Genomic DNA, 24332 nt, shown 5'->3' with positions numbered 1-24332 from the left:
TGGCGCCATAAGTAAAAGTGATTGTGATACCATCCTGTTTTTACCGAGCACAAGGTTGAATCATGGGTGGTTTAAAACAGGAGTTGGGGCTTGCTCAAGGCGTGGGATTACTGTCCACATCATTACTGGGAACCGGCGTCTTTGCCGTCCCGGCGCTGGCTGCCCTGGTTGCCGGCGATAACAGCCTGTGGGCATGGCCGGCGCTGATTCTGCTGGTTTTTCCAATCGCAATCGTTTTTGCAACGCTGGGCCGCCACTTTCCCAGCGCGGGCGGCGTCGCACATTTTGTCGCCATGGCCTTTGGCCCACGGCTGGCGCGCGTCACCGGCTGGCTATTTTTATCGGTGATCCCCGTCGGGCTGCCCGCCGCCCTGCATATCGCCACTGGCTTTGGCCAGGCGCTTTTTGGCTGGCACGATAGCCAGTTATTGCTGGCCGAACTGGGAACGCTGGCGATTATCTGGTGGGTTGGCTCGCGCGGCGCCAGCTCCAGCGCCAATCTGCAAACGCTGATTGCCGTATTGATTGTGGCTTTAATCGTTGCCATCTGGTGGCGCGGCGATATAAACCCAACGCAAATCCCCTTCCCGGCCCCTTCTGATATCAGTCATTCGCAGCTTTTTTCTGCGCTCTCGGTGATGTTCTGGTGTTTTGTTGGTCTGGAAGCTTTTGCGCATTTGGCCGCGGAATTTAAGCAGCCAGAGCGTGACTTTCCTCGTGCGCTAATGATTGGCTTATTGCTGGCGGGCTCCGTTTACTGGGCCTGTACCGTACTGGTGCTGCATTTTCATGCTTTCGGCGAAGAGATGGCCGCCGCCGCGTCGCTGCCCAATATCGTGGTGCGCCTGTTCGGCGTTAAGGCGCTGTGGATTGCCTGCGTTATCGGCTACCTCGCCTGTTTCGCCAGCCTCAATATTTATATTCAGAGCTTTGCCCGCCTGGTCTGGTCGCAGGCGCAATACAAGCCAGACAGCTATCTGGCCCGACTATCGCCGCGGCAAATTCCGCGCAATGCCCTGAACGCGGTGCTGGGTTGCTGTGTAGTAAGTTCCCTGTGCATTTATGAGCTCAATATCAATCTTGATGCCCTGATCATCTATGCCAACGGCATCTTTATCATGATTTATCTGTTGTGCATGCTGGCAGGATGTCAGTTACTGCAGGGGCGTTATCGCATGCTGGCGGCGGTTGGCAGCGCGCTGTGTCTTCTGCTGCTGGCGATGGTTGGCTGGAAGAGCCTGTATGCATTAGTGATGCTGGTCGTGCTATGGCTGTTCTTGCCCCAGCGCAAGTTAGCCGTCAAACAACTGTAGGCCGGATGCGCATGGCGCTACCCGGCCCGGCCAATGTTAGTCCCGACGATCGTCTTTGTGATCCAGGCGATCGCGCTCCTCGTCTTTACGCTGAAACTCACCTTCAAAGGTATCGCCACTCCCCGTTCCCGCGCTAAATCCTCCCCCGGGCATCCGGCTAAAACGCAGATATGGCATCAGCTTCATCGTCAGATGCTTCTGCACCGGTGGCAACAGCAGCAGTAAACCCAGGAAGTCGGTAAAAAACCCCGGCAGTAACAGCAGCAAACCCGCAATAATCAATGACACACTTTTGATCATCTCCGCGGCCGGACTCTCCCCGGCCTCTATTTTTTGCTGCATCAGCATCAGGTTTTTAAAGCCCTGGTTTTTCACCAGCGATATCCCGACGACCGAGCTAAAGATCACCAGAATCAGGGTCAGCAATACACCGAGCACATGGGCGACCTGGATAAAGATCGATATCTCAATATAAACGTATAAAAAAACGGCAATTAACGGAATCCAACGCACCGGCGTCTCCTTCATTAACGGACGCCAGTGTTGGCCCCCGTAGTCAAAAATGTGCTATTCGCATAGCAAAGATCTTGGGTCAAAACGCGGTTTTTCAATCATCAAAAAAGCTTATTTTTTTCAAGAATAGAAAAGCGGTGATACATTTCACAGATTAATAATTCTTATCAGATCCGCTACATAATAAGTGATCGGGACGACGGATATTCGCTATCATCAGAATATAATCGTGGGCACCAGGCTTGTTGATGAAATAATCTGCGGCCAGAAAATGCGTCAGATTCCATAAATCCTGCGTATTTGGTGAATTCATAGGCAGCTTGAGAGAGAAGGTTCACATGTTAAACCACATTCGTATCGAAGAAGATTTGTTGGGTACCAGGGAAGTTCCAGCTGACGCCTACTATGGCGTTCACACTCTGAGAGCGATTGAAAACTTCTATATCAGCAACAACAAGATCAGCGACATACCTGAATTTGTCCGGGGTATGGTGATGGTGAAAAAAGCCGCGGCGTTGGCCAACAAAGAGCTGAAAACCATTCCTAAAAGCGTTGCGAATGCCATTATCGCCGCATGCGATGAGGTGCTGAATAACGGAAAATGCATGGACCAGTTCCCGGTTGATGTATTCCAGGGCGGGGCAGGCACTTCCGTGAATATGAACACCAACGAAGTGTTGGCAAACATCGGCCTTGAGCTGATGGGCCACCAAAAAGGTGAATATCAGTATCTCAACCCAAACGACCATGTTAACAAATGCCAGTCCACCAACGATGCCTACCCGACGGGTTTTCGTATCGCGGTCTACGCCTCTATCCTCAAACTGATTGATGCAATTAATCAGCTTGGCGAAGGCTTCCGGCAGAAGGCCGTTGAGTTCCAGGATATTCTGAAAATGGGCCGTACTCAGTTACAGGATGCGGTGCCCATGACCCTCGGTCAGGAGTTCCATGCATTCAACGTTCTGCTCAATGAAGAGACCAAATGCATCCTGCGTACCGCAGAACTGCTGCTGGAAGTCAACCTCGGCGCGACCGCGATCGGTACCCGTCTGAACACGCCGGAGGGTTACCAGCAGTTAGCGGTACAAAAACTGGCGGAAGTCAGCAACCTGCCGGTCATCCCCGCGGAAGATCTGATTGAAGCCACCTCCGACTGCGGCGCCTACGTCATGGTACACAGCGCCCTGAAACGTCTGGCGGTAAAACTCTCCAAAATCTGTAACGACCTGCGCCTGCTCTCTTCCGGCCCGCGCGCTGGTCTGAACGAAATCAATCTGCCAGAGCTGCAGGCGGGTTCTTCCATCATGCCGGCTAAAGTCAATCCGGTGGTCCCGGAAGTTGTCAACCAGGTGTGCTTCAAGGTTATCGGGAATGACACCACCGTCACGATGGCCGCCGAAGCCGGTCAGTTGCAACTGAACGTCATGGAACCGGTCATTGGCCAGGCGATGTTCGAATCTATCCATATTCTGACCAACGCCTGCTACAACCTGCTGGAAAAATGCGTCAACGGCATCACCGCCAACAAAGCGGTATGCGAAAGCTATGTCTACAACTCCATTGGCATCGTTACCTATCTCAACCCCTATATTGGCCACCACAATGGCGACATCGTCGGCAAAATTTGCGCCGAAACGGGCAAGAGCGTCAGGGATGTTGTGCTTGAGCGCGGGCTGCTGACCACTGCGGAGCTGGATGACATCTTCTCCGCGCAGAACCTGATGCATCCGGCCTATAAAGCGAAGCGTTATACCGATGAAAGTGAACAGTAAATTTCCAGATTAAACGTACAACGGGCATGTCAGCACTGACATGCCTTTTTTGTTCTTATTAGGTCATTAAATTACAACAAATTAATATCAACTTGCTAACAAACAAGGAAGACATCTATGTTTGGTGCAGAACTCATTATTGTCCTGCTGGCCATTTATCTGGGAGCCAGACTCGGGGGTATCGGCATCGGTTTTGCCGGAGGACTCGGCGTCCTCGTCCTTACCCTTGTTTTTCAAATCAAACCCGGGGCGATCCCCTTCGACGTCATTGAAATCATTATGGCGGTTATCGCTGCTATCGCCGCGATGCAGGTCGCCGGAGGAATGGACTATCTGGTCAGCCTTGCCGAACGCATGCTGCGGCGTCATCCTAAATACATTACCTTTCTCGCCCCGCTGGTCACCTGGTTTATGACCGTGCTGGCCGGAACCGGGCATACCGCTTTTTCTACGTTGCCGGTTATCACCGAAGTGGCGAAAGAACAGGGGATCCGTCCCTCACGCCCGCTCTCCATTGCCGTGGTCGCCTCACAGATTGCGATTACCGCCTCGCCGATTTCTGCGGCGGTGGTCTTTTTTGCCGGCATCCTCGAACCACTGGGCGTCAGCTACCTGACGCTACTGGCAATCTGCATTCCGGTCACCCTCGTCGCCGTCATGCTCACCGCCATCGTGTGTAACTTCCTCGGCAGCGAACTGAAAGACGACCCGGTCTATCAGGAGAGACTGGCCAAAGGGGAAGTCAAACTACGCGGCAGCCAGGTTTTTGAACTTAAGCCACACGCCAGACGCTCAGTCTTGCTGTTTCTGGTTGGTATCGTGGCGGTAATGTTCTACGCCACCGCCATCAGCGATACTGTCGGCCTGATCAAGAATCCGGTCCTGCCGCGTAATGAAGCGATCGTGGTATTTATGCTGACCATTGCGGCGCTGATTAGCATCACCTGTAAAATTGATACCGGAGAGGTGCTCAACGCCAGTACCTTTAAGTCCGGGATGAGCGCCTGCGTCTGCGTTCTCGGCGTTGCCTGGCTGGGCGATACGTTTGTCAAAGCCCATATTAGCGATATTCAGGCCGTCGCGGGCGACCTGCTGCACAACTATCCGTGGCTGCTGGCGGTGGTGCTGTTTTTCGCCGCGACCCTGCTTTATTCCCAGGCCGCCACCACCAAGGCGTTGATGCCTGCAGCGCTCCTGCTGGGCGTCACGCCGCTGACCGCCATCGCCTCGTTCGCCGCCGTTTCTGCGCTGTTCGTCCTGCCGACCTACCCAACCCTGCTGGCGGCAGTCGAAATGGATGACACCGGCTCAACCCGCATTGGCAAATATGTCTTTAACCATGCTTTCCTGATCCCTGGCGTGATCGCCATTGCGCTGTGTGTGATCCTCGGGTTTATTTTTGGCGGCATCATGTTATAAATCTCAACAAATTCGGGCCAGATCCTGGCCCGTTTCGCTAATCTCCCCTTATTTTGCGTGCTATAGTGCCTCTTTTCGCTGATACGAGGTTCACGATGACGACGCCTGATGCTGTTGTTGTACTCTGTACTGCACCGGATGAAGCAACCGCCCAGGAACTGGCGGCCAAAGTGCTGGCGGAAAAACTCGCCGCCTGCGCGACGCTCTTGCCGGGAGCGACTTCGCTTTACTATTGGGAAGGGAAACTGGAGCAGGAGTATGAAGTACAAATGCTGCTAAAAACCGACCTCTCCCATCAGCAGGCGCTGCTGGACTGCCTGAAGTCCCATCACCCGTATCAAACCCCTGAACTTTTGGTTCTGCCCGTTATTCACGGAGACAACGATTACCTCTCATGGCTCAACGCATCATTACGCTGATCCTGCTGCTGTGCAGCACATCGGCCCTTGCCGGGCTGTTCGACGCCCCTGGCCATTCGAACTTTGTTCCTGCCGATCAGGCTTTCGCTTTTGATTTTCAGCAAAATCAACATGATATCAATCTGAGCTGGCAAATTAAGGAGGGGTACTACCTTTATCGCAAACAGATCAAACTGACCTCGGCCAATGCCACCTTTGGCGCCCCCGCCATGCCCTCAGGGGAATGGCATGAGGATGAGTTCTACGGCAAGAGCGAAATTTACCGTCATCGCCTGACAATACCTGTCACCCTGACAGAGGCTGCCGCTGGCGCGACCCTCACCGTGACGTATCAGGGATGTGCGGATGCGGGTTTTTGCTATCCGCCGGAAAGCAAAATCGTGCCGCTTGGCAAAGCGCTCCCGCTCACCGATCGCGCAACATCCGCCGTACAGCCGAAGCTGAATCCACCGCTGCCGCTGGAAACGCGCCCTGCGTTACCGGTAGAGTCTCCGCCCGTACTTCCGCGTCCCGCAGCGGATACCCCTGGTTCCCATCTGCCCTTTAGCGCGCTCTGGGCGCTATTAATCGGTATCGGCATCGCCTTTACTCCCTGCGTTCTGCCAATGTATCCGCTGATTTCCGGCATCGTCCTGGGCAGTAAACAGCGACTCACGACGCCCCGTGCGCTGCTGCTGGCATTTATCTACGTCCAGGGGATGGCGTTAACGTATACCGCGCTGGGTCTGGTGGTCGCCGCTGCCGGTCTGCAGTTCCAGGCGGCATTGCAGCACCCTTATGTGCTGATCGCCTTGTCTGTGGTATTTATTATACTGGCGCTGTCGATGTTTGGGCTGTTTACTCTCCAGCTACCTTCGTCTCTGCAGACGCGTCTGACGCTGATGAGCAATCAACGTCAGGGCGGTTCGCCGGGCGGCGTATTCACGATGGGAGCGATTGCCGGGCTCATCTGCTCGCCCTGCACTACCGCACCACTGAGCGCTATTCTGCTGTATATCGCCCAGAGCGGTAATCTGTGGCTGGGCGGAGGAACACTCTATCTCTACGCGCTGGGTATGGGGCTGCCGTTGATTCTGGTGACCGTCTTTGGCAATCGCCTGCTACCCAAAAGCGGCCCGTGGATGGCTCACGTCAAAACAGCCTTTGGCTTTGTGATCCTCGCCCTACCGGTATTTTTGCTGGAGCGTATCGTCGGTGACCTATGGGGTCTACGGCTTTGGTCTCTGCTTGGCGTTGCCTTCTTTAGCTGGGCGTTTATTACCTCACTGAGCGCCCCTCGCTCATGGCTGCGTATCGTGCAGATAGCGATGCTTGGCGCCGCGCTGGTTAGCGCGCGTCCATTGCAGGACTGGGCTTTCGGCGAGCCGGTCGCCCAGCGACAGGCTCATCTGCAATTTACCCGCGTCAGCAACGTCGATGAGCTCAACATTGCGCTGGGCCAGGCTAAAGGTAAACCGGTGATGCTCGATCTCTACGCTGACTGGTGCGTGGCCTGCAAAGAGTTTGAGAAATACACGTTTAGTTCGCCTGATGTCCAACAGGCGCTACATGAGACGGTGCTGCTGCAAGCGGATGTCACAAAAAACAGCGTGGAAGAAGCGGCGCTGCTGAAGCACCTGCAGGTGCTCGGCCTACCCACAATTCTGTTCTTCAATGAACAGGGCGAGGAACAGCCCGCACGACGTGTCACCGGGTTTATGGACGCCGCGGCATTCATCGCCCATTTGCGCGATCGGCAACCGTGAGCAACACTTGAGGAGAGAAAATGGAGGAGAAGACCGTGCAACGTGAAGATGTCCTGGGTGAAGCCATCCGAATCCTCGAAATCGACGGTATTGCTAACACCACGCTGGAAATGGTCGCCGAACGTGTGGCTTACCCGCTTGATGATCTCAAACGTTTCTGGCCAGACCGCGAAGCGCTGCTGTATGACGCGCTGCGCTACCTCAGCCAGCAAGTCGACGCCTGGCGTCGCCAGCTCTTACTGGACACGTCGCTAAGCGCAGAACAGAAACTGTTAGCCCGTTATAGCGCGCTGACCACATGCGTAAGCAACCATCGCTATCCAGGCTGCCTGTTTATTGCCGCCTGCACTTTCTATCCGGATGCCGGACATCCCATTCATCAGTTGGCGGAGCAGCAAAAGCAGGCTTCACTGGCCTATACCCATGAACTCCTCAGCCAGATGGAAGTTGACGATCCAGAGATGGTCGCCAGGCAAATGGAGCTTATCATTGAAGGCTGCCTGGGCCGCCTGCTGATCAAGCGCAGCCAGAGCGATGTCGATACCGCACGACGCCTGGCGGAAGACATTTTACGTTTTGCGCAGTGCCGAATGGGTGGAGCTTTAACCTGATTCCGATATCTTAACGGTTTCGTCGCGCATATAATTTGCCTTTTACCGATATGCTGACAGGGTTTTATATGCGCTCTTTTCTTTGGGTCGCCATCATGGGGCTGTGTTCCGCACCGCTTCTGGCCGCCCCTCCGCAAGGTTTTTCTTTCGCGTATAAAGACTGGGAACTTGCCTGCGACAACACAGGCACCTGCCGCGCCGCAGGTTATGGCACGACACCTGGTGAAGTCAGCGTCCTGCTCACCCGTAACGCAGGCGCGGCACAGCACGTCAGCGCCGTCGCCACCTTCGCTCAAACCGAGCATGATATTCCGCCGGATGCCACGGTGAATCTCTTCATCGATGATCAGGATAACGGTACGCTTGACGCCACCGACGACAGCCATTTCCGCTTTGATGATACGCAGACAGCGGCCTTGATTCAGGCCCTGGAGCACAACGGTAAAATTGAGCTTGCGCTTAACGACGAACATAAGCTTCTCTCCAGCGCAGGCAGCAGTGCGGTATTCCTGAAAATGGATGAATTCCAGCAGCGTCTGGGTACCGCCGATGCGCTGCTACGTAAAGGCGACGCCGATGATGACAACACTCTGGCGGCGGCGCCCGCTCCCGAAATCATCGCCGCGCCGGTCATCCACAACGCAACAGCGATAGCGTTGACGACAAAACAAAGGAAGAAACTCCTGCCGTTGCTGGTTCCTCAGCTAAACAGTCATTGTGACGACTGGAAAAATGAGGAAATTCCAACTCAGGAACGCCAGCTCACTGCAACCCCGCTGGATAAAAACCACACATTGATTCAGGCCCTCTGCTGGCGCGCAGCCTATAACGACGGCTACGCCATGTGGGTCGTCGACAAAGCGCGTCTGACCCAACCTCAGCTCGTGGCCACTGACGCCTCCAGCTATGCCGACGGTGTTATCACCTTCTTCCACAAAGGCCGCGGTATCGCCGACTGCATCAGCGGTGAAGAGCGCGTATGGGATGGTAAAACATTTGTGCAGAGCCTGAAATACACCACCGGCGCTTGCCGGGAAATCGCTCCCGGCGGAGCGTGGATGCTGCCTACGTTTGTCAGTCAGGTGATCCCAAAGCAGCAGAAAGATGCCGATAACAACGCGCTGAAGGCGTTATACGACGCCGTGTTAAAAGAGCAAAAAATCAATCCGGAGATGGATCTGAATAAAATCGCCGAACAGTTTCCGCTAAGTGGCCATATCAGCCATTTTACGCTCGCCTATGTAGATGACTCTTTGGTCTCAACGAGCAAACCCTCCGCCGATATCAGCGATGACGAGTGGCAGGCATTTCTCCGGTCCGACATCAGCGCCGACTCTGAAAACGGCAAAGTCAGTTTCACGCTTGTCGACCTCGACGGTGACGGCAAACGTGATTTAATCATCGACAGCTACGTCGGCGGTAGCGGGCTCTTTAGCTATACCGGCGTATTAAAACGCGATGACGATACGTTTGATGCGGTGAATAGCGACGACAGCGGGAACGGCGATGACTTTGACGCGGGCGTCCCCGGTGCGATCTATTCTCTTAACGAACGCGGCGCGAACCAGTGGAGCCACTGGGTACGAATTAATGGCCAGGTGTATGCGCTCTGGTATAACGGTCAGTTTGGCGAAGATAATCTCTATCTGTTGCGTCCGTTTAGTTCCTCCAGCGGCACGCCTGCAGTGACTATTCGCTACCGCTATACCCTCAATGACATCAGATCGCCGGAAAAAGACCAGCCCCTGACGCCCGCGCTAAATCGCAGGGAAAAATCGGATTTACTGAAGTCGCTGGAAGTCATGCAGGGCAGTCTGTTAAAGGATAAACCGCAGAGCGACAGTGATGCCCCCATTTGCCCTATTCCTCCCGGAACCTCATCCGACGATGCGAATAACTATTACAGCGGCGTAGCCTCTAACTATATTTACGAAACCGTGGCATATATCCCGGTCTGGCTAAACGATAAATGTTTTATCGGTACCATATTTAGCCACCACGGCGCATACCGTCACGGCGTTGATGCGGAAATCACGATCAGCTCGCCGCGAGATGATGAGGACGTCGTTGGCGACTACATCATCTCCGGGCTACGCCGCGCAATTTCAGTAACCCACAGCTGGAAAATCCGCGAAGGTGATAACGGTATGATGTAATTTCGGGCAAAAAAGCGCATTCAGATGCAGAATTGCCGCAAAGTTAAGCAACCGGGAGATAAATCGAGAAATTTGATTGACGGAGCGTACGGATTACGGTTTAATGCGCCCCGTTGCCCGGATAGCTCAGTCGGTAGAGCAGGGGATTGAAAATCCCCGTGTCCTTGGTTCGATTCCGAGTCCGGGCACCAGAATTTAGTTTCATGGCATTCCCGTAAGTCCTGAAACGTTAGAAAATCAGTAAGTTAAAGAAACCTGATGGTACTGAAAAGTTCCGTCAGGTTTTTTGACATCCCGAGTTTTTGGGGGCTTAATTGGGGGCCTGTTGGTTCGATAAACTCTGGAGCCCCCGCCATGCCACTCACCGATACCGCCATCCGCAATGCAAAACCGCTCGATAAACCTTACAAGTTCAGCGACGCGCAGGGCCTGTACCTGCTGATTAAACCCAACGGCTCTAAACTCTGGCAACTCAAGTACCGCTTTGGCGGCAAGGAGAAGAAGCTGGCGTTTGGCGCTTACCCGACCGTTACGCTGGCGAATGCGCGCAAGCTGCGTGAAGAAGCCCGCGCCGTACTCAGCGCGGGTGACGATCCGGGGGTAAAAAAGCAGCAGGAAAAGCAGGCAAAGAAAAGCGGTAATACCTTTGAAGAGATCGCCCGTAAATGGGTGGCAGGGAATATCCGCTGGACTGAGGCACACGCCGCCAAAGCCCTGCGCTCGCTGGAGCTGCACGTATTTCCACTGATTGGAAAAATTCCCGTTGCCGACCTGAAAACCGCCGATCTGCTGATCCCGCTACGGGTGGCGGAGCGAAAAGGCAATCTGGAGACCGCCGCACGGATCCAACAGCGCACCACGGCGATCATGCGTTATGCGGTGCAGGAGAGCCTGATCGCCAGCAATCCAGCTAACGATCTTACCGGCGCCATCGCGCCGCCGCCGAAAAACCATTACCCCGCCCTGCCGCTGGAGAAAATGCCGGAGTTGCTGGAGCGCTTCGAGAGCTATTCCGGCAGACTGTTAACCCGTCTGGCGGTGCAGCTTAACCTGCTGATCTTCATTCGCTCCAGCGAGCTGCGCTTTGCCCGCTGGGCGGAGATCGATCTGGATGGCGCAATGTGGACCATCCCCGCCGGGCGTGAGCCGATCCCGGGTGTGCGCTATTCAGAGCGCGGCGCGAAGATGAAAACGCCACATCTGGTGCCACTGTCAAAACAGGCGGTGACGGTGCTGAAACAGCTAAAACTGCTGTCCGGGAGTAGCGAGTTACTGTTTCCCGGCGACCACGATCCGCGTAAGCCGATGAGCGAAAACACCATCAACAAGGCGCTGCGGGTGATGGGCTACGACACAAAGGTGGACGTCTGCGGTCACGGTTTCCGCACGATGGCCTGTAGCGCGCTGATCGAGTCCGGGCGCTGGTCGAAAGACGCGGTTGAGCGGCAAATGAGCCATCAGGAGCGTAACAACGTTCGCGCCGCGTATATCCACAAGGCAGAGCACCTCGACGAGCGCACGCAGATGATGCAGTGGTGGTCGGACTATCTCGACGCCTGTCGGCAGAAGTTTGTTGCTCCATATCGGTATGACAGACAGGTTCAGGTGGCCTGAGCACATTAATAAACCATGCAGGAAAGCAGATCTCAGCCGGATCTGCTTTATTATTTGCCGCAGCCCCAAATCCATTGAGTTGCGCCAGTTCTGGCCCTTTCAGCCCTTTGGCCTTTTCCGGTCTGGCGCTGTTACCCTTAGCGCTCCTTTACCCCTTCGGCCTTTTGCTTTTCATGATTACACCAGAACAGGAAATTATTCCTCTTCCCGTCGCCCGTAAACCTGCGCCACATACCGCCCGCGCCCGTCGCCGTGGCCCAAATTCATCGCGGTCAGCGCCAGCGCTTCTTTTTCGCTGAATCCCTGCGCCAGATAGTGACGGAGCGCATCCTGCGTCCAGGCATAACGCAACGAGTGCGGTGTGTAATCGCCTGTTAGACCAGCTTTTGCAATCTCTCCCCTCCAGTAATTCATCGCTTTCTGGAGATTGGGTCGGTCAATCAGCCTGCCGTTGAGTTGCTCTGCGACAGATAAGGCGTTTTCCAGCGCTTTTTTGACTGCGCCAGCATCCTGAATAATGGTTTCACGCGAACGATGGCCTTTGGTGCCAAATATCACCGTCAGTCGGGTTTCGCCGCTCTCCAGCGCCTGTTTCCACGTTTTCAATGACTGACAACACTGTACCGCTTCCTGTGAGCGCAGCCCCATCAGCCTTGCCAGTTCCAGCGTTGCTGCCAGCCCGGCGTCTTTGTCACGGGCGGCTTCCAGCACCTGCTGATAATACTCCGGCGTGATGGCCCGGTTGGTGCCGTGACGGGATACGCCAGCCAGCCCTAACGATTGATTGGTCAGCCGCTCATGTTCTGCCACCTGCTTGCGTCCGGCCTGTTGCAGCACACCACGCAGTGCGGCCATTTCGTTTTGCAGCGTCCGTTTACCGATCTCCTGCACCAGACGCGCCTGAATATAGCATTCAATATGGCGAACCTTGACCTGTTCCACCCGCTGGATCTGGATATTCAGCGAGCGTAAATGGCGGCTGAACCGCTGCACAATGTGAATGCGGTCACTCACCGTTTTAAAACTGCCGCCCGCTTTTTTCGCCAGCGCCTTCATTTCACCACCTAATTTGCCCATAGCTACCCCTTGCCGCTTGATAAAAAGCACAATCTGGCCCCGGCGTATGCTGTGTGGCTGCGCCAGAACGATACCTTCACGCCGGGGTGGCAGGTTGTTGAGGTGTAGGGAGTTTCAGACTGTACGCGGTACAGACTGCCTGCGTGAGCAGGAAATTCTCCGGGGCGTCATGCCCCCCTCGGTATCGATCTTTTTCTCCTTTTCTGAACCGACAGCAGCCTGAAAACGGCGTGTCAGTGTGGGGGATTGAGGGCGCAGGCCAGATTTTCCGTGGCTTGCGTCGGCGTGGTGGAATGGCGTCACTTGCGCCCGTAATACGGGACTCAAGTGACGCCCGGTCAGATGTCGTGCTCTGAGAGGGCACATTCTGGTGCAGTTTTACGGCCACGCGGCAGCAAATGCCTTACGGCAATGCAGGCCGCAGCCCGTAAAGCAAAAGGCGCTGATGTGGCAGCAGGTAGAGGGTTTACCGGAAAGTTTCCGGTGTGGTGAAACAACGATCAGTGAACTGGCACAGGTAAAAGGCGCTGAAATTCAGCAGGTGTAAGCGAGCCGTGAAATCGGGTGATTTCCGGTTATGTGGAATGACAGCCGATGAACTGGCGCAGTTAAAGAATGCATCGTGTATGAACTTCGGGCCTCCGCCGCGATGTTCTGCGACCCGGTGTTTGCAGAGGTCTGCACCGGTAAAGGGATCAACCGTCCTGACGGAACAGGTGCTTCTTTCAGGTTCCGAAGCAAAGGGCGCTGTCAACGACAGCATAGAGCAGAAGGGAGATTATACCCGGTTTGCACGGATGAAAAGGGGAAACCTTTTTTCTGGAAATTGAGTTGTTTGTGGATTTTTTCGTCATTCTGTGAATGACAGCCTGCCGCGCTTCGCTTGTCTTCTCCCGATCTTCCGCCAGCATAAGCTGACAGAAGATCGGGAGAGTTTGTTTTAACGTGGTCTGAGGTAACGGGAAGGCCAGATTTGCTCTGGCGCAATACCCAACGCTTCGGCGATCAGCCTTTCACCTTTGGGCCAGTGCCTGATCAGCGCATTTGCCAGCGTGGAAGATGCCAGCCCTGAATTGCGGGAAACGGCTGAAAGAGACGTCCCGCGCTTTTTCAGTGCCGCAATTATGTCGGCTGAATGCCAGTCCGGTTGCATCATGCCGCCACCCCATCAATAAACTTCACGCCGTCGGCGGTACGCAGCCAGCGCGGGGCTTTCATTTCCGCCGCGAAGTAATTGATCAGGTCGTACAGCAACCAACTCAGGAATTTCTCCGTTTCTGAGGAAAACCCCTGCCCCGCCAGCGTCTGCGTCAGGGCAAGGCAATAGCTACAAAGCTCTGTGCATTCTGGCCCAAACTCGGGGGAATTCGCCGGGAGGGTATCGACGGTCAGGCTTTCAACAAGATGGGGCGGGACGGGCTCTAACAGCGTGGGCTGGAGCAGCGTCAGAGCGGCGTTGAGTCTGCCGCAGAGCGCCATTTTTAACGCGATATCTTTACTTTCAATCAGGGTTTCAGCGAAGTTTTCGCAGTGACTGGCAAGGACGGTGAAATCCGTGGCGGCGTTGAAGGGAACAGAAAGTAACGGGTGTGTTTGAGTGGGGATCGTAGCCATGGTGGCAGCCTCCAGTAAGTGATTGTTTGAACCACCACCGAAGAGACCAATCTTACGGGTGGTGGAACCGGACGGAGTTGGTCTTACCGGCCTTACTGGACACCGGCGCGTCTTGCGACGCCTCCGCCCGGCCCACCATTGAGATGTAGCCGGATGAACGACATAAAAAAGACGCAAAGCGCGTCATATGTCGCCAGTAAGGAATATCTTCAGGAGACCAATCCCGGCACCTGAATTTGCAGGTGCGAGTAAAAGATACCGCGATTAGCGGTTAACAGCAAGTGAGGTTATGGAAGGCAGATCGCAGAAATAACACTCTCTTACCTGCAAAACTAATCGTTCGTCTTTTGCATCAAACAAAAGACTAAAGTTTCTTTTTTTCCATTTTATTCAATAAGTAATCGTGAATATAATCCAGAAAACACATCTTGAGGATCTGAATATGAGGATCACCGCGACCCAAATCGAACAGTGGGCAGACACAAGAGACGCCCAGGGAATATTGCCCATTTTGATCCGGCGATTAATCAGTGCGACCACAACAATAACAGCATTGAGTATGCCCGGCGGTGATTCTGTTTCAGGCAGCGGCTGGGATGGTATTGTCCAGGCTGACAAAGGCAATATCTGGGTTCCTGGTGGTTCCTCTTTCTGGGAAATGGGCTGTTCCTCCGACATCATTACTAAAGCCCGCTCAGATTTTCGGAAACGAAATCAACAAATTTCACCACAGGAAGCGGCTCAAAGCCGCTTCGTTTTCGTATCACCACGTCGGTGGCCAAAAAAAGATAACTGGCTCAAAGAAGCCCGGGCTGAAAATATCTGGTCCGACGTTTATGCATTTGATGCTGACGATCTGGAGACGTGGCTGGAAAACGTGCCGGCTGTAGCTCTCTGGTTCGGTGAACTAACGGGCCATACTGGCGCAGGCATTGAATCTATTTCCCATTTCTGGGAACGATGGCGCACGCAGTCACAATTTCCGTTAACAAAAGAAACCTTACTGGCGGGTAGAGAAGAAGAAAAAAATACGCTGAACGGCTTTCTGTCAGAGAAAAAAGAACAAATTATTATCCGGGCAGACAGTCAGGAAGAGGCTATCGCTTTTGCCTGTGCCAGCTTGATAGAAATGGGGCATGAAAATATAGCAGCCTGTATAACTACTGATGATGGATGGCGCTTTATTGATAAAAATCCCTCAATTCAGCTTTGTCTGGCGATGAACAGTGATATTTCCAGACAAAGCCGATGCCAGCCTGAACGAACTGTTTTTATTCCATTTTCCCTAGGCGATCATAATACAACAGGCAATAAGCGAAGCGATACTATTACACTGGAACGTCTTCCCCGAAGCGATTTTGAAGAGAAGCTCATTGCTTTGGGAGAAGAAGAATCCGATGCAAGGCGGTTATCACGAACAACCGGGCGGTCCTGGTCAGTTTATCGACGCCTTAGGGCCAGAAACCCGACAATTTCATCTCCCGTATGGCTGACCACATCGCCAGCAAAAGCGTTAATCACGTTGACTCTGGTGGGGTGCTGGAATGGCAAAAAGGAAGGCGATAAATATTGTATTGAAACGATTGCACAAAAAGATTACGAAGAACTGGAACAGGAACTACGCGAAATATCTCTTCGGGATGACTCTCCGGTTTTACAGATTGGTGATGTATGGAAAGCAAAATCGCCCATTGAGCTATTGTATCAGCTTGCCCCCCGGCTAACAGAAAGTCAGCTCGAACGTTTCTTCTTGGTTGTAAAACAAACGCTGCTTAAACCTAATCCGGCCCTGGAGCTTAAAAACGAAGATCGCTGGATGGCATCTATCTATGGAAAAGTTCGTTCAGAATCAGATTTTATTCTGAAATCAATCGCTGACTCACTGGTGAAGCTCAGAATCTACGCTGAAAGCAGTGAAGGGATTAATTCAGACTTCATCATTGCTGCCATCGACAATCTGGTTAGAGATCTGTTGATGGATGCCGATGGTGAGAGATGGCTGTCATTAACAGACGTATTATGTTCGTTAGCTGAAGCATCACCAGAGGTGTTCTTAAAATCCATAGAAACAAGCTTGCAGTCAACAGAGGTTGCCGTTACTCGCCCACTAACGGAAACGAGTGAAAGCACTGGCTTTGGTATGCGTTGTTGGCATGCTGACTTATTACATGCGCTGGAAATCCTGGCATGGAATCCAAGGCGATTATTCAGAGTCAGCCTTATTCTGGCAACGCTATCATCATTAAGAATTCAGGGAAACTGGGCCAATACGCCGGAAAATACCCTGAAATCGTTGCTCAGGCCCTACTGGCCTCAAACAATGGCTACTGATGAACAAAGACTTATCGTACTTGATATGCTTATCAAAAAACACGAGAGCATTGTCTGGCATTTTCTCTATGAACAAACCGATCCTATGGGTGGTATGTATATGGAAAATGCCAGACCAAAATGGCGGGATGATGATGCTGGCAGTGCACAAATGAGGGGGATTTTTCTTAGTGCATATTATTCTGCACTGGGTGAGCGAATACTGGATCTGGCAGAAAATAATGCTGAAAGAATAGCAGCTCTTATCAGGCGAATAGATCATTTTGAAGGTGCCTATCAGGAAAGGCTTATTGCATTAATTAAAAGCACAATTTCTTTTTCTGATGGAGATAAGGAAATTGTGAGGGAAGCACTGTATCACTATCTGAACTGGCATAATTCGTATAATACAGATGGAGATAAAAAAAGCAGAGCGGTTGCAGAAAACCTCATGGCATTTGTCAGTTTATTCACTATCCAGGATATTATTCTTGATAAACGTCGATTGTTCACCTCTCAATATCCTACATTGGCTGAAGGGAGTGAGAGAGATTATAAGGAACATAGCAAAGAAATAATTAAAATGCGAACCAGCGCAATAGAAGAGATATATTCCATGCAAGGATGGAATGGAATTTCATCTCTATTTTCAGTAGCACAATCGCCGTCTGTAATAGGTGAATCCTTAGCTACCTGCAACTTAAATTTAATGGATTCATTCTCATGGATTATTGAAAAATTCAAAGACAATGGTTTCCCATTTCACGATCCATTGATAAGTTCATTTTATACCTGGCTCCCTGAAGAAAAAAAACTTATTTTGTTAAATTCTCAAGAGTTCAAAAATGAGATGGATAGTGATGAAAAAATTGCTGCATTCCATTCAGTACTCCCACCTAATATGGCTACATGGCACAACCTTACAAATTATCCTGAAAACGCTCAAATACTGTACTGGAAGGGAATAAACTTTCCACACATCTGGAGTGACGATACTGATGAAATTGATTACTTTATCGGAAAAATGATGCTTTCTGATAGATATATATCCGCATTTAATCTCGTAAAACATCGTATGGAAAAGGTTTCCTGGCAAAACCTATTGAAACTGTTAAACGGATTCCGAACTACCGCTGAAAAAGACGTACCAATGCCAGATGGTTGGCATTTGTCCAAGGCTGTAGAATATCTTGAATCGTCAGGACAGGTATCGCGTTTAGATTTGGCCTTACTGGAATTCTTCTTTTTCACAGCGTTTAGAAGTTGTGAGAAAGGAGCAAAAAACCTCTACGCGGAATTACTTTGCAATCCACCACTTTTCATGCAATTAATATGCCTTGCTTATAAACCAGAATCCGAGAAAGAGTATAAGCAAGATGAATCCTTAATGGCTGCGGCACAACAAGCAGGCAGAGTTCTGAATCAAGGAAAAGGGATCCCCGGTCTGAAACCGGATAATAATATTGATGAAGTCGTATTTAATAACTGGATTAAGGAAGTTAGGAAACTGGCGACAGAAAATGACAGAAGCAATACTACCGATTATATAATCGGCGAATGGCTATCCCGCTCAAAAATTATAAATAATGCACCATGGCACAGCATAATAATCAAAGAGTTACTGGAGGAAACAGAACGGGATGAAATCAGAGAAGGTTTCTATTTTGGTACTATTAATAGCCGTGGCACAACAGTAAGAGCTTATTATGAAGGCGGTGATAAAGAACGAAAACTAGTTGACCAGTACAAAGAAATTGCCAACCAGCTATATTTTACTCATCCCAAACTAGCAAGTGTCTTTGATGATCTTGCTTCACATTATGATTTTGATGCTGCAAATAATGATCGGCATGCAAAGTTAAGACTTGAAGGATATTAAATCCAACACATCGATACACTTAGTTCTCAAAAGGATTTTAAAATGGGAAAGAACAGCAAAGCAAAACGAGATTTAAAAAAGAAAAAAAGCAATAACAAATCCAGAGAAAAATCCCCTGGCAAGGGAAATAGAAACTATGAGGACGTTATGCCAAAAATAAAAGATAATTTAACATCTGTTTATAAAGAGTACAACCTCGCAGAACTTTTTCTCACATTAAGTATTTCCGAATTATGGCTACCTAATATCTCATCACCTGTAAAACACACTATAGCTTTCAACACACTGCTCTCCATGGATGTTAGTACATTTAATAACCAAAAGGAACTTAAAACATATCAACAAGCAAGCGAATTTTTTAGCATTATTTATAAGATATTACCTGACATTCCTCAAATGGAAGACTTTGTCCCTGAACAAGACTGGGGGAAAATAAGAATACCATGGGGGGATAATATTTATAGAATTTTTTACGGTAGCTCAGTCGAACGCTTATATGATTATATTCAAGCTTTTGGAATTAGATACGCAGAATATCCAATTATCCTTAAGCAAATGGACAATGTTCTTATTTTACAGGATAAGTTTTTATCAAGCATAAATCCAGTTGACACACTCTCAGAGCAAGAGTTCTCGCCCGGCCATGTCGAAATCCCCCCAGAAACGTTCTGGAAAGCTTGTCAGCAGGCGTTAACGGATACAAGTCATGCCTTTGAACAATTAATAAGTCAGACAGAAAAAATATTTATTAAAAAATCCGGGGAGTTTAAAAGCATTAACTCCCTCTCTGAATTATCAAATGTAATAATGGAAGGTTTAGCACTCCCTGCTATTGGCGTCAGCATTGATAATCGTGTTTATCCATTGTCATTCAGGAATATGGCAAATGTAATTATTGAGCACTACGCTTCCAAAAAAATGGATATCGATTGTTCTGATGCCATTTCAAATTTCATATCACAGCGTTTTGAAAGCATAATTGAGGAACCATTTCTGCTTCTGAGCAAAAAAAAGGTCCTACCTTATAAATTCTCAGGATTATTACAGGGTAATGATAAGTTTTATTTATTTGCTCTTTTTGATATTGATTCAGCAAGTAAGTTAAAAAATATAGAAGAAGACGTTTTTAAACTTTTTAATCAAGGTGAATGGGCTTTATCACCTATTTCATCATCACAATTGTTAGGTATTCGAAATGGCTCAGGGGAACAACTATCAATTAATGATATTGAATTTATTTTCATAAATTCTAATCTTACTACTGCCATGCATTTTTTTGAGCCACCGCGACTAAAATATAGTTACCATATTCTCTTTTTGACAGAATTTATTGCATTATTTGACTCAATAGATAATCTAAATGAACTATCATTGTTTTTTTCATATTTAGATCAAAATAAATCAAAAATAAATCCGTTTCTTATTTCAACAATAGATAAGTTTGCATCATTCAAAGGAACTCATTCTGTATTAGAAGATGGTGCCATAAATTTTAACATGATTACTCTTGACCCTCATTGGGGTTCTAATTGGAGATATGAAGAACTGGAAAAATACTGGTCACAGGTTCCCTCAAATTTCCCTGATGCCAATGTGAAATGGAACATCAGTAATAGTTACCAAGGAAATATTTCATTAATATCGAAAAGTCATTTCTATGTATCCTGGTCTACAACGATTAATAATTGCACAATTCATTTTTGTGCCGATTGCAAGCCATTACTAAATGAAGATCATCTTAACGGTCAGCTTCTGACATTATTTTTAGAATGTGCCAGTGATGCTTTATCGCAACGAAAAGATATTTTAAAAAATATATCATTCCAGAACATAGACAGAATCACCGTTCATTGTGCTGTTAACAAAAAATACCTGGTAAATAGTAATTCTGATATTGCAGAACATGTTTCCCCTGAGCTGTTCACTCATACATCGTTAATTAATAATTATAATTCTTCTGTGAACATACAAATTTGCATTAATTTACCTTTCATGCAACATCGTCTTAACAGACCTAAAAATGCCAGTTTCCAAGCTGATGTCTGCATTGCATTCTTACAATTGCTATCCAAAATACTTAATATCGAGTTCTCCGAAGACATCAGGCAACAAATAGTCAACACAGGTAACAGACCTGCCAGGATGGCAATATCCAGCGAAGAGCGCACCTTTGATACTCTAGAAATAAAACCAAATATTCCTGAAGCCAAACACTTTAAACTAGCCAGAAAAAAATTAGCTAACTTAATTAAAGAGTCTGGAATTCAGGAAGGTAGTTATGAGCTACAAGATGCCAAGGACATCATTAACCCTTTAGCCGATTTTTTCAGAGAAAAAATCCACGCAACAATACTCTCTATGAACAGAGAGCACTTGTTACAATTTGTAATTGAAAACTATGATGTTTATGTAGCCGAAGACCATAGAAAAAAGAAAAATATTATGTTAAGCCTTCAACATGAGGTTAATTATAATAGAACAGAAAAATTAGCAAACCAGAGTAATGAATTCAATCGTATGTCAGCAAATTATAGATACTTGCTTGAATGCACTTTAAGTCTTAACTCAAAAAATGAAACCATACCTACTACCGATGATATCTTACAATTACTTGCTGATATCGATTGGTTAATCGTACTTTATAATGCAAGTGACATCTTGCATAATGATATTGATGTAGGCGGTTTGAATATAGATAATTTTTACATCCCACAAGTATTTTTTTCCGAAGATCGTGAGATTAAAGAAGATAAGTTTAGTGAAGAACAGGCTGGCTATAAGTTAGGTTATAATTTAAACGACACTGACTCTGTAGACTCCGATATTATAAATGAAAAAGTGGATGTTCTTGATCGTGCATTTCAACAAGATCTAGGCTTCAAATACTCTAGTTTACTTGCTGTTTTCTCTATTCTGTTTCAATGGGCCAGATTTAACCAAATTGAATTAAATCCTTCATATCAGACGACAAGGGCTGATATGGTAAACATATTGCTTAAAAACAATACAAACTTGGTTAATGAGGAAGTAGAGAAGATAATAGACTTTCTTATTCTCAATCCCAATAAGATAAGAAAGTTACTTGGTACTGATTCTGAATGTTTTGATGTTCCTATATCTGATCACAATAAACGAGATCATCGATATAATATTCGCCCACTAATAGAAACAAGCAATAGTAATATAATCTGGGGCGCTGCGGCAGCTTATCGAGCAGGCACAATATGGATTGCTCATATTGCAAATGGATATCTTCCTGCCGAGTTTGAATGGAGCCACATTTCACATGAGGTTGGTAAGATAAAAGAGGGTATTGAAAAGCAATTAGAAATAACCACTTTTAGTATTGTAAAAAGGTTCGCAACCCAAATTGAACTTGGCATCGACTTTAAGAAACGCTTTCCAAAGAAAAAATTTCCTGATGTAGGTGATTTTGATACCTTAGCCTATTTTTCTGATAGCAACACCTGGTTGAATATAGAGTGTAAGTATAATCAGCCCTACTATTGCATTAAAGATATGCGTCGTTTACGAGAGAAAATATTTGGTAGAGGTGATAAAAGAGGGCAGATTGGGAAAATAGAAAAAAGAATTAATTTTCTAGCAGAAAATTATAATGATATTCTTACCCTATTAAACTGGAATAACTCCAGAGATAAGCATGACGTCAAATTCATTAATTTGTACATTAGTAGACAAATTTACTGGTGGTTGAGATATCCACCTTATGAAACTAATATTAACTTTGTACAAGTAGATGCGTTAGAAGCTTGGTTACAAGAAAATTTATAGCCTATTGATTAACATATATTAAATTAAGGTGGTTTGGAAAACAACCACCTTAATATTTATAGAAGACAAAAATATGGAGCCTGTAATTTAATTTGCTCATTAAGATTATAGATTAGGAATAAATCCTTCTTCCCGCAGAACCCTAATCACTCCACGAATCAGATACGAGTTAGAAAACTTCGCCGTATAAGTACGCGCCCCCTCTTCAACTGGCTGGAGTAACCCCCGCTCAATCAACTTACCAAGCTGATAAGTCACCTGCGTCGGTTTCAGGTCAGGTAAAACGGCACGTAGATCGCCCGCTTTTATCGTCCCCAATTCAACCGCACGTTTCAGAACCTTTGATTCCAGCGGATTTATCAGCCCTCTTTCCGACGAAAAATCGATGGCCGGATACAGGATCTTTTCGCTCAGGAAAGCGTGATTCGTCAGTTGATCAACTTTCTTCAGCTCAGAGGAGATCCCCGAAAGCACATATAAGCACCATTCTTCCAGCCCCTGCTCTGTTCCCTTATCGGCTAACGAAAGCATGGCGTAATAGCGTTCACGATCGTTACAGAATACCGCTGTCGGATTGAGAACCCGGCCACCAGCCTGAACATTAAAACCATACTTGATAAGCAACGCATAGGTCAGCAGTCTGACCGTTCTACCATTACCGTTGCCAAAGGGATGTATCCAGCCAAAGCGGTGATGCACCAGTGCAATCTTCATCAGATCGTACTTTGGTTTATCGACACAGTTAATAAAGGCGGTCAGCTCCGCCATATAATCGGGAACGCGGATGTGATCCGGCGGTAAATGGTCAGACTGAGCAATGCTGACGTTATGTTGCCGATATGCACCGGGCGTTCTGTCGCCTTCCTGTTGCAACCCGACTACTGCCAGACTATGCAACTCGCGGATAAAATATTCCGTTATCTCATCGCCGTTGCTCAGGTATTCATCGATGTACTCCATCGCGGCTTCAATGTTATTTATTTCTTTGAGCTGGTCCGTCGAACTCTGCGTTCCGTCCACCTTGCTTTCAACATAGTCGGCAAGCGTGGTGTGGTTTCCCTCAATCCTTGCAGAGCCAAGACTCTCCAGCATGTGGAAAACCGCCTTCAGCTGCGCAAACAGGATAGGATGAACATCGGTTTCCAGCCGCAGGTGCCGGAGTAACTCCAGCTCTGTCAGCGCGTCGACCAAAGGGGAGTCAAAGCTGGGGTTCAGAAGCGAAAGTTCGAAGTGATTAAATTGAGCCATGATGTTTAGTTATCTCAACTGCTGCATGACGGTATCTCAAAAGTATAACAAAAATACTAATAGAATCTATAAATTAGAAAGATCATCTTTTTTGATTATCTCAAAAACCATTGTTCCAACATATCAAATGTAGGTTTGAAAGATGTCAATGCGAAGAGGGATGAGGCCAATGCAGCATGGATTTTTTAGCGCCGCTATGTGTGGAGTTTCACCCACTATATGTAGACCTCAGGCCGTTATGTGTGGAGTTCCAGCCACTGTATGTGGACCTCAGGTCGTTATGTGTGGACCTGACTCCACACATAACGAACCCCCACTCGCAAAATGCCGATTTTTCGTGATAACCCTCACAAAACCAAAGCGATTTTTTATGGGGGCCTTCGTGGGGGCGCTGTTTACGAGAAATACCAACAAAACCAATAATAAACAACGTGTTAATCGTGAATATGATTCCGAGTCCGGCACCACTTATTTAGAAACGGACGCCCTTCGGCGTCCGTTTTGCTTTATAAAATCAATAAGTTATCCCCATCCGGTTGTCTACTACTGTCCGTTAAAATCGACTGGCAGCGCCCCTATTTGTTGGTAAAAATGTTGGTAATCTCAGTTCGATGGGGTTTTTACCAACATTTGCACAGGAGGCTTGCTATGCGCTTAACGGATATTGCTGTAAAAAACGCCAGGCCTTACGGCAAGCCAACAAAAATTTCTGATGGCAAAGGTCTGTATCTGCTCGTTTATCCCAACCGCTCTAAAGACTGGCAAGCGTCTTATCGCGTCGACGGTTAGCCAAAAGCCTTCCCAACTGGCACTTACCCTACAGTATCGCTTACTGGCACACGATGAC

Annotated in this window: 16 protein-coding genes and 1 tRNA gene; 12 read left to right on the top strand and 5 right to left on the bottom strand. The window is 48.6% G+C overall.

What is annotated here, in order from left to right:
* Positions 1 to 62 precede the first annotated feature (62 nt).
* Positions 63 to 1313: an L-methionine/branched-chain amino acid transporter gene (gene yjeH, locus FE839_RS01625; protein WP_138358472.1), complete on the top strand. Its 1251-nt coding sequence runs from the start codon at positions 63 to 65 to the stop codon at positions 1311 to 1313.
* A gap of 36 nt (positions 1314 to 1349) precedes the next feature.
* Here the strand turns inward: yjeH and FE839_RS01620 are convergent, their stop codons facing one another.
* On the bottom strand, positions 1350 to 1826 hold the full coding sequence (locus tag FE839_RS01620; RefSeq protein WP_171034797.1) for an FxsA family protein: 477 nt from the start codon (positions 1824 to 1826) through the stop codon (positions 1350 to 1352).
* Between the two features lie 338 nt (positions 1827 to 2164).
* Between FE839_RS01620 and aspA the strand changes: the two genes are divergently transcribed.
* The 8 genes from aspA to FE839_RS01580 all read left to right on the top strand — a co-directional run bounded on the left by aspA (position 2165) and on the right by FE839_RS01580 (position 11565).
* Positions 2165 to 3601: an aspartate ammonia-lyase gene (gene aspA, locus FE839_RS01615; protein ID WP_138358468.1), complete on the top strand. Its 1437-nt coding sequence runs from the start codon at positions 2165 to 2167 to the stop codon at positions 3599 to 3601.
* 117 nt (positions 3602 to 3718) lie between these two features.
* The gene (locus tag FE839_RS01610) at positions 3719 to 5020 is read left to right on the top strand and encodes an anaerobic C4-dicarboxylate transporter (RefSeq protein ID WP_138358466.1); all 1302 of its coding nucleotides are present in this window, start codon (positions 3719 to 3721) and stop codon (positions 5018 to 5020) included.
* Between the two features lie 95 nt (positions 5021 to 5115).
* Positions 5116 to 5439 (top strand): divalent cation tolerance protein CutA, encoded by a 324-nt coding sequence (cutA, locus tag FE839_RS01605; RefSeq protein WP_138358464.1) that lies wholly within the window; start codon positions 5116 to 5118, stop codon positions 5437 to 5439.
* On the top strand, positions 5415 to 7184 hold the full coding sequence (locus FE839_RS01600) for a protein-disulfide reductase DsbD (RefSeq protein WP_138358462.1): 1770 nt from the start codon (positions 5415 to 5417) through the stop codon (positions 7182 to 7184). The genes cutA and FE839_RS01600 overlap by 25 nt, the downstream gene beginning before the upstream one ends.
* A gap of 35 nt (positions 7185 to 7219) precedes the next feature.
* Positions 7220 to 7795, top strand: a complete 576-nt coding sequence (locus tag FE839_RS01595) for a transcriptional regulator (RefSeq protein ID WP_138358654.1) — start codon at positions 7220 to 7222, stop codon at positions 7793 to 7795.
* A 68-nt stretch (positions 7796 to 7863) separates the two neighbouring features.
* The gene (locus FE839_RS01590; RefSeq protein ID WP_138358460.1) at positions 7864 to 9951 is read left to right on the top strand and encodes a DUF1176 domain-containing protein; all 2088 of its coding nucleotides are present in this window, start codon (positions 7864 to 7866) and stop codon (positions 9949 to 9951) included.
* 115 nt (positions 9952 to 10066) lie between these two features.
* Positions 10067 to 10142, top strand: a tRNA-Phe gene (locus FE839_RS01585).
* A 163-nt stretch (positions 10143 to 10305) separates the two neighbouring features.
* Positions 10306 to 11565, top strand: coding sequence for a tyrosine-type recombinase/integrase (locus FE839_RS01580; RefSeq protein ID WP_138358458.1), 1260 nt, complete (start codon positions 10306 to 10308; stop codon positions 11563 to 11565).
* Positions 11566 to 11760: 195 nt separating this feature from the next.
* On the opposite strand, the gene FE839_RS01575 is transcribed toward FE839_RS01580, so the two are convergent.
* The 3 genes from FE839_RS01575 to FE839_RS01560 form a co-directional block, all read right to left on the bottom strand.
* On the bottom strand, positions 11761 to 12642 hold the full coding sequence (locus tag FE839_RS01575; RefSeq protein ID WP_138358456.1) for an integrase domain-containing protein: 882 nt from the start codon (positions 12640 to 12642) through the stop codon (positions 11761 to 11763).
* 940 nt (positions 12643 to 13582) lie between these two features.
* A complete protein-coding gene (locus FE839_RS01565; protein WP_111763860.1) occupies positions 13583 to 13798 on the bottom strand; it encodes a helix-turn-helix domain-containing protein in 216 nt (71 codons plus the stop codon).
* The gene (locus FE839_RS01560; protein ID WP_138358452.1) at positions 13795 to 14256 is read right to left on the bottom strand and encodes a hypothetical protein; all 462 of its coding nucleotides are present in this window, start codon (positions 14254 to 14256) and stop codon (positions 13795 to 13797) included. The genes FE839_RS01565 and FE839_RS01560 overlap by 4 nt, the downstream gene beginning before the upstream one ends.
* Before the next feature lie 442 nt (positions 14257 to 14698).
* Between FE839_RS01560 and FE839_RS01555 the strand changes: the two genes are divergently transcribed.
* The gene (locus FE839_RS01555; protein ID WP_138358450.1) at positions 14699 to 18445 is read left to right on the top strand and encodes a hypothetical protein; all 3747 of its coding nucleotides are present in this window, start codon (positions 14699 to 14701) and stop codon (positions 18443 to 18445) included.
* 42 nt (positions 18446 to 18487) lie between these two features.
* Entirely contained in the window at positions 18488 to 22237 is a 3750-nt protein-coding gene (locus FE839_RS01550; RefSeq protein WP_138358448.1) for a hypothetical protein, read from the top strand.
* A gap of 105 nt (positions 22238 to 22342) precedes the next feature.
* Here the strand turns inward: FE839_RS01550 and FE839_RS01545 are convergent, their stop codons facing one another.
* The gene (locus FE839_RS01545) at positions 22343 to 23485 is read right to left on the bottom strand and encodes a Fic family protein (RefSeq protein WP_138358446.1); all 1143 of its coding nucleotides are present in this window, start codon (positions 23483 to 23485) and stop codon (positions 22343 to 22345) included.
* A gap of 648 nt (positions 23486 to 24133) precedes the next feature.
* Here FE839_RS01545 and FE839_RS01535 point away from each other — a divergent pair.
* Positions 24134 to 24274: an Arm DNA-binding domain-containing protein gene (locus FE839_RS01535; protein ID WP_241675603.1), complete on the top strand. Its 141-nt coding sequence runs from the start codon at positions 24134 to 24136 to the stop codon at positions 24272 to 24274.
* The last annotated feature ends 58 nt before the right edge of the window (positions 24275 to 24332 follow it).

The organism is Klebsiella indica (genome assembly GCF_005860775.1).
GTDB classification, from domain to species: domain Bacteria; phylum Pseudomonadota; class Gammaproteobacteria; order Enterobacterales; family Enterobacteriaceae; genus Klebsiella; species Klebsiella indica.
The sequence above is the reverse complement of the archived record's forward strand: the minus strand, read 5'-3'. Positions and strand labels throughout refer to the sequence as shown.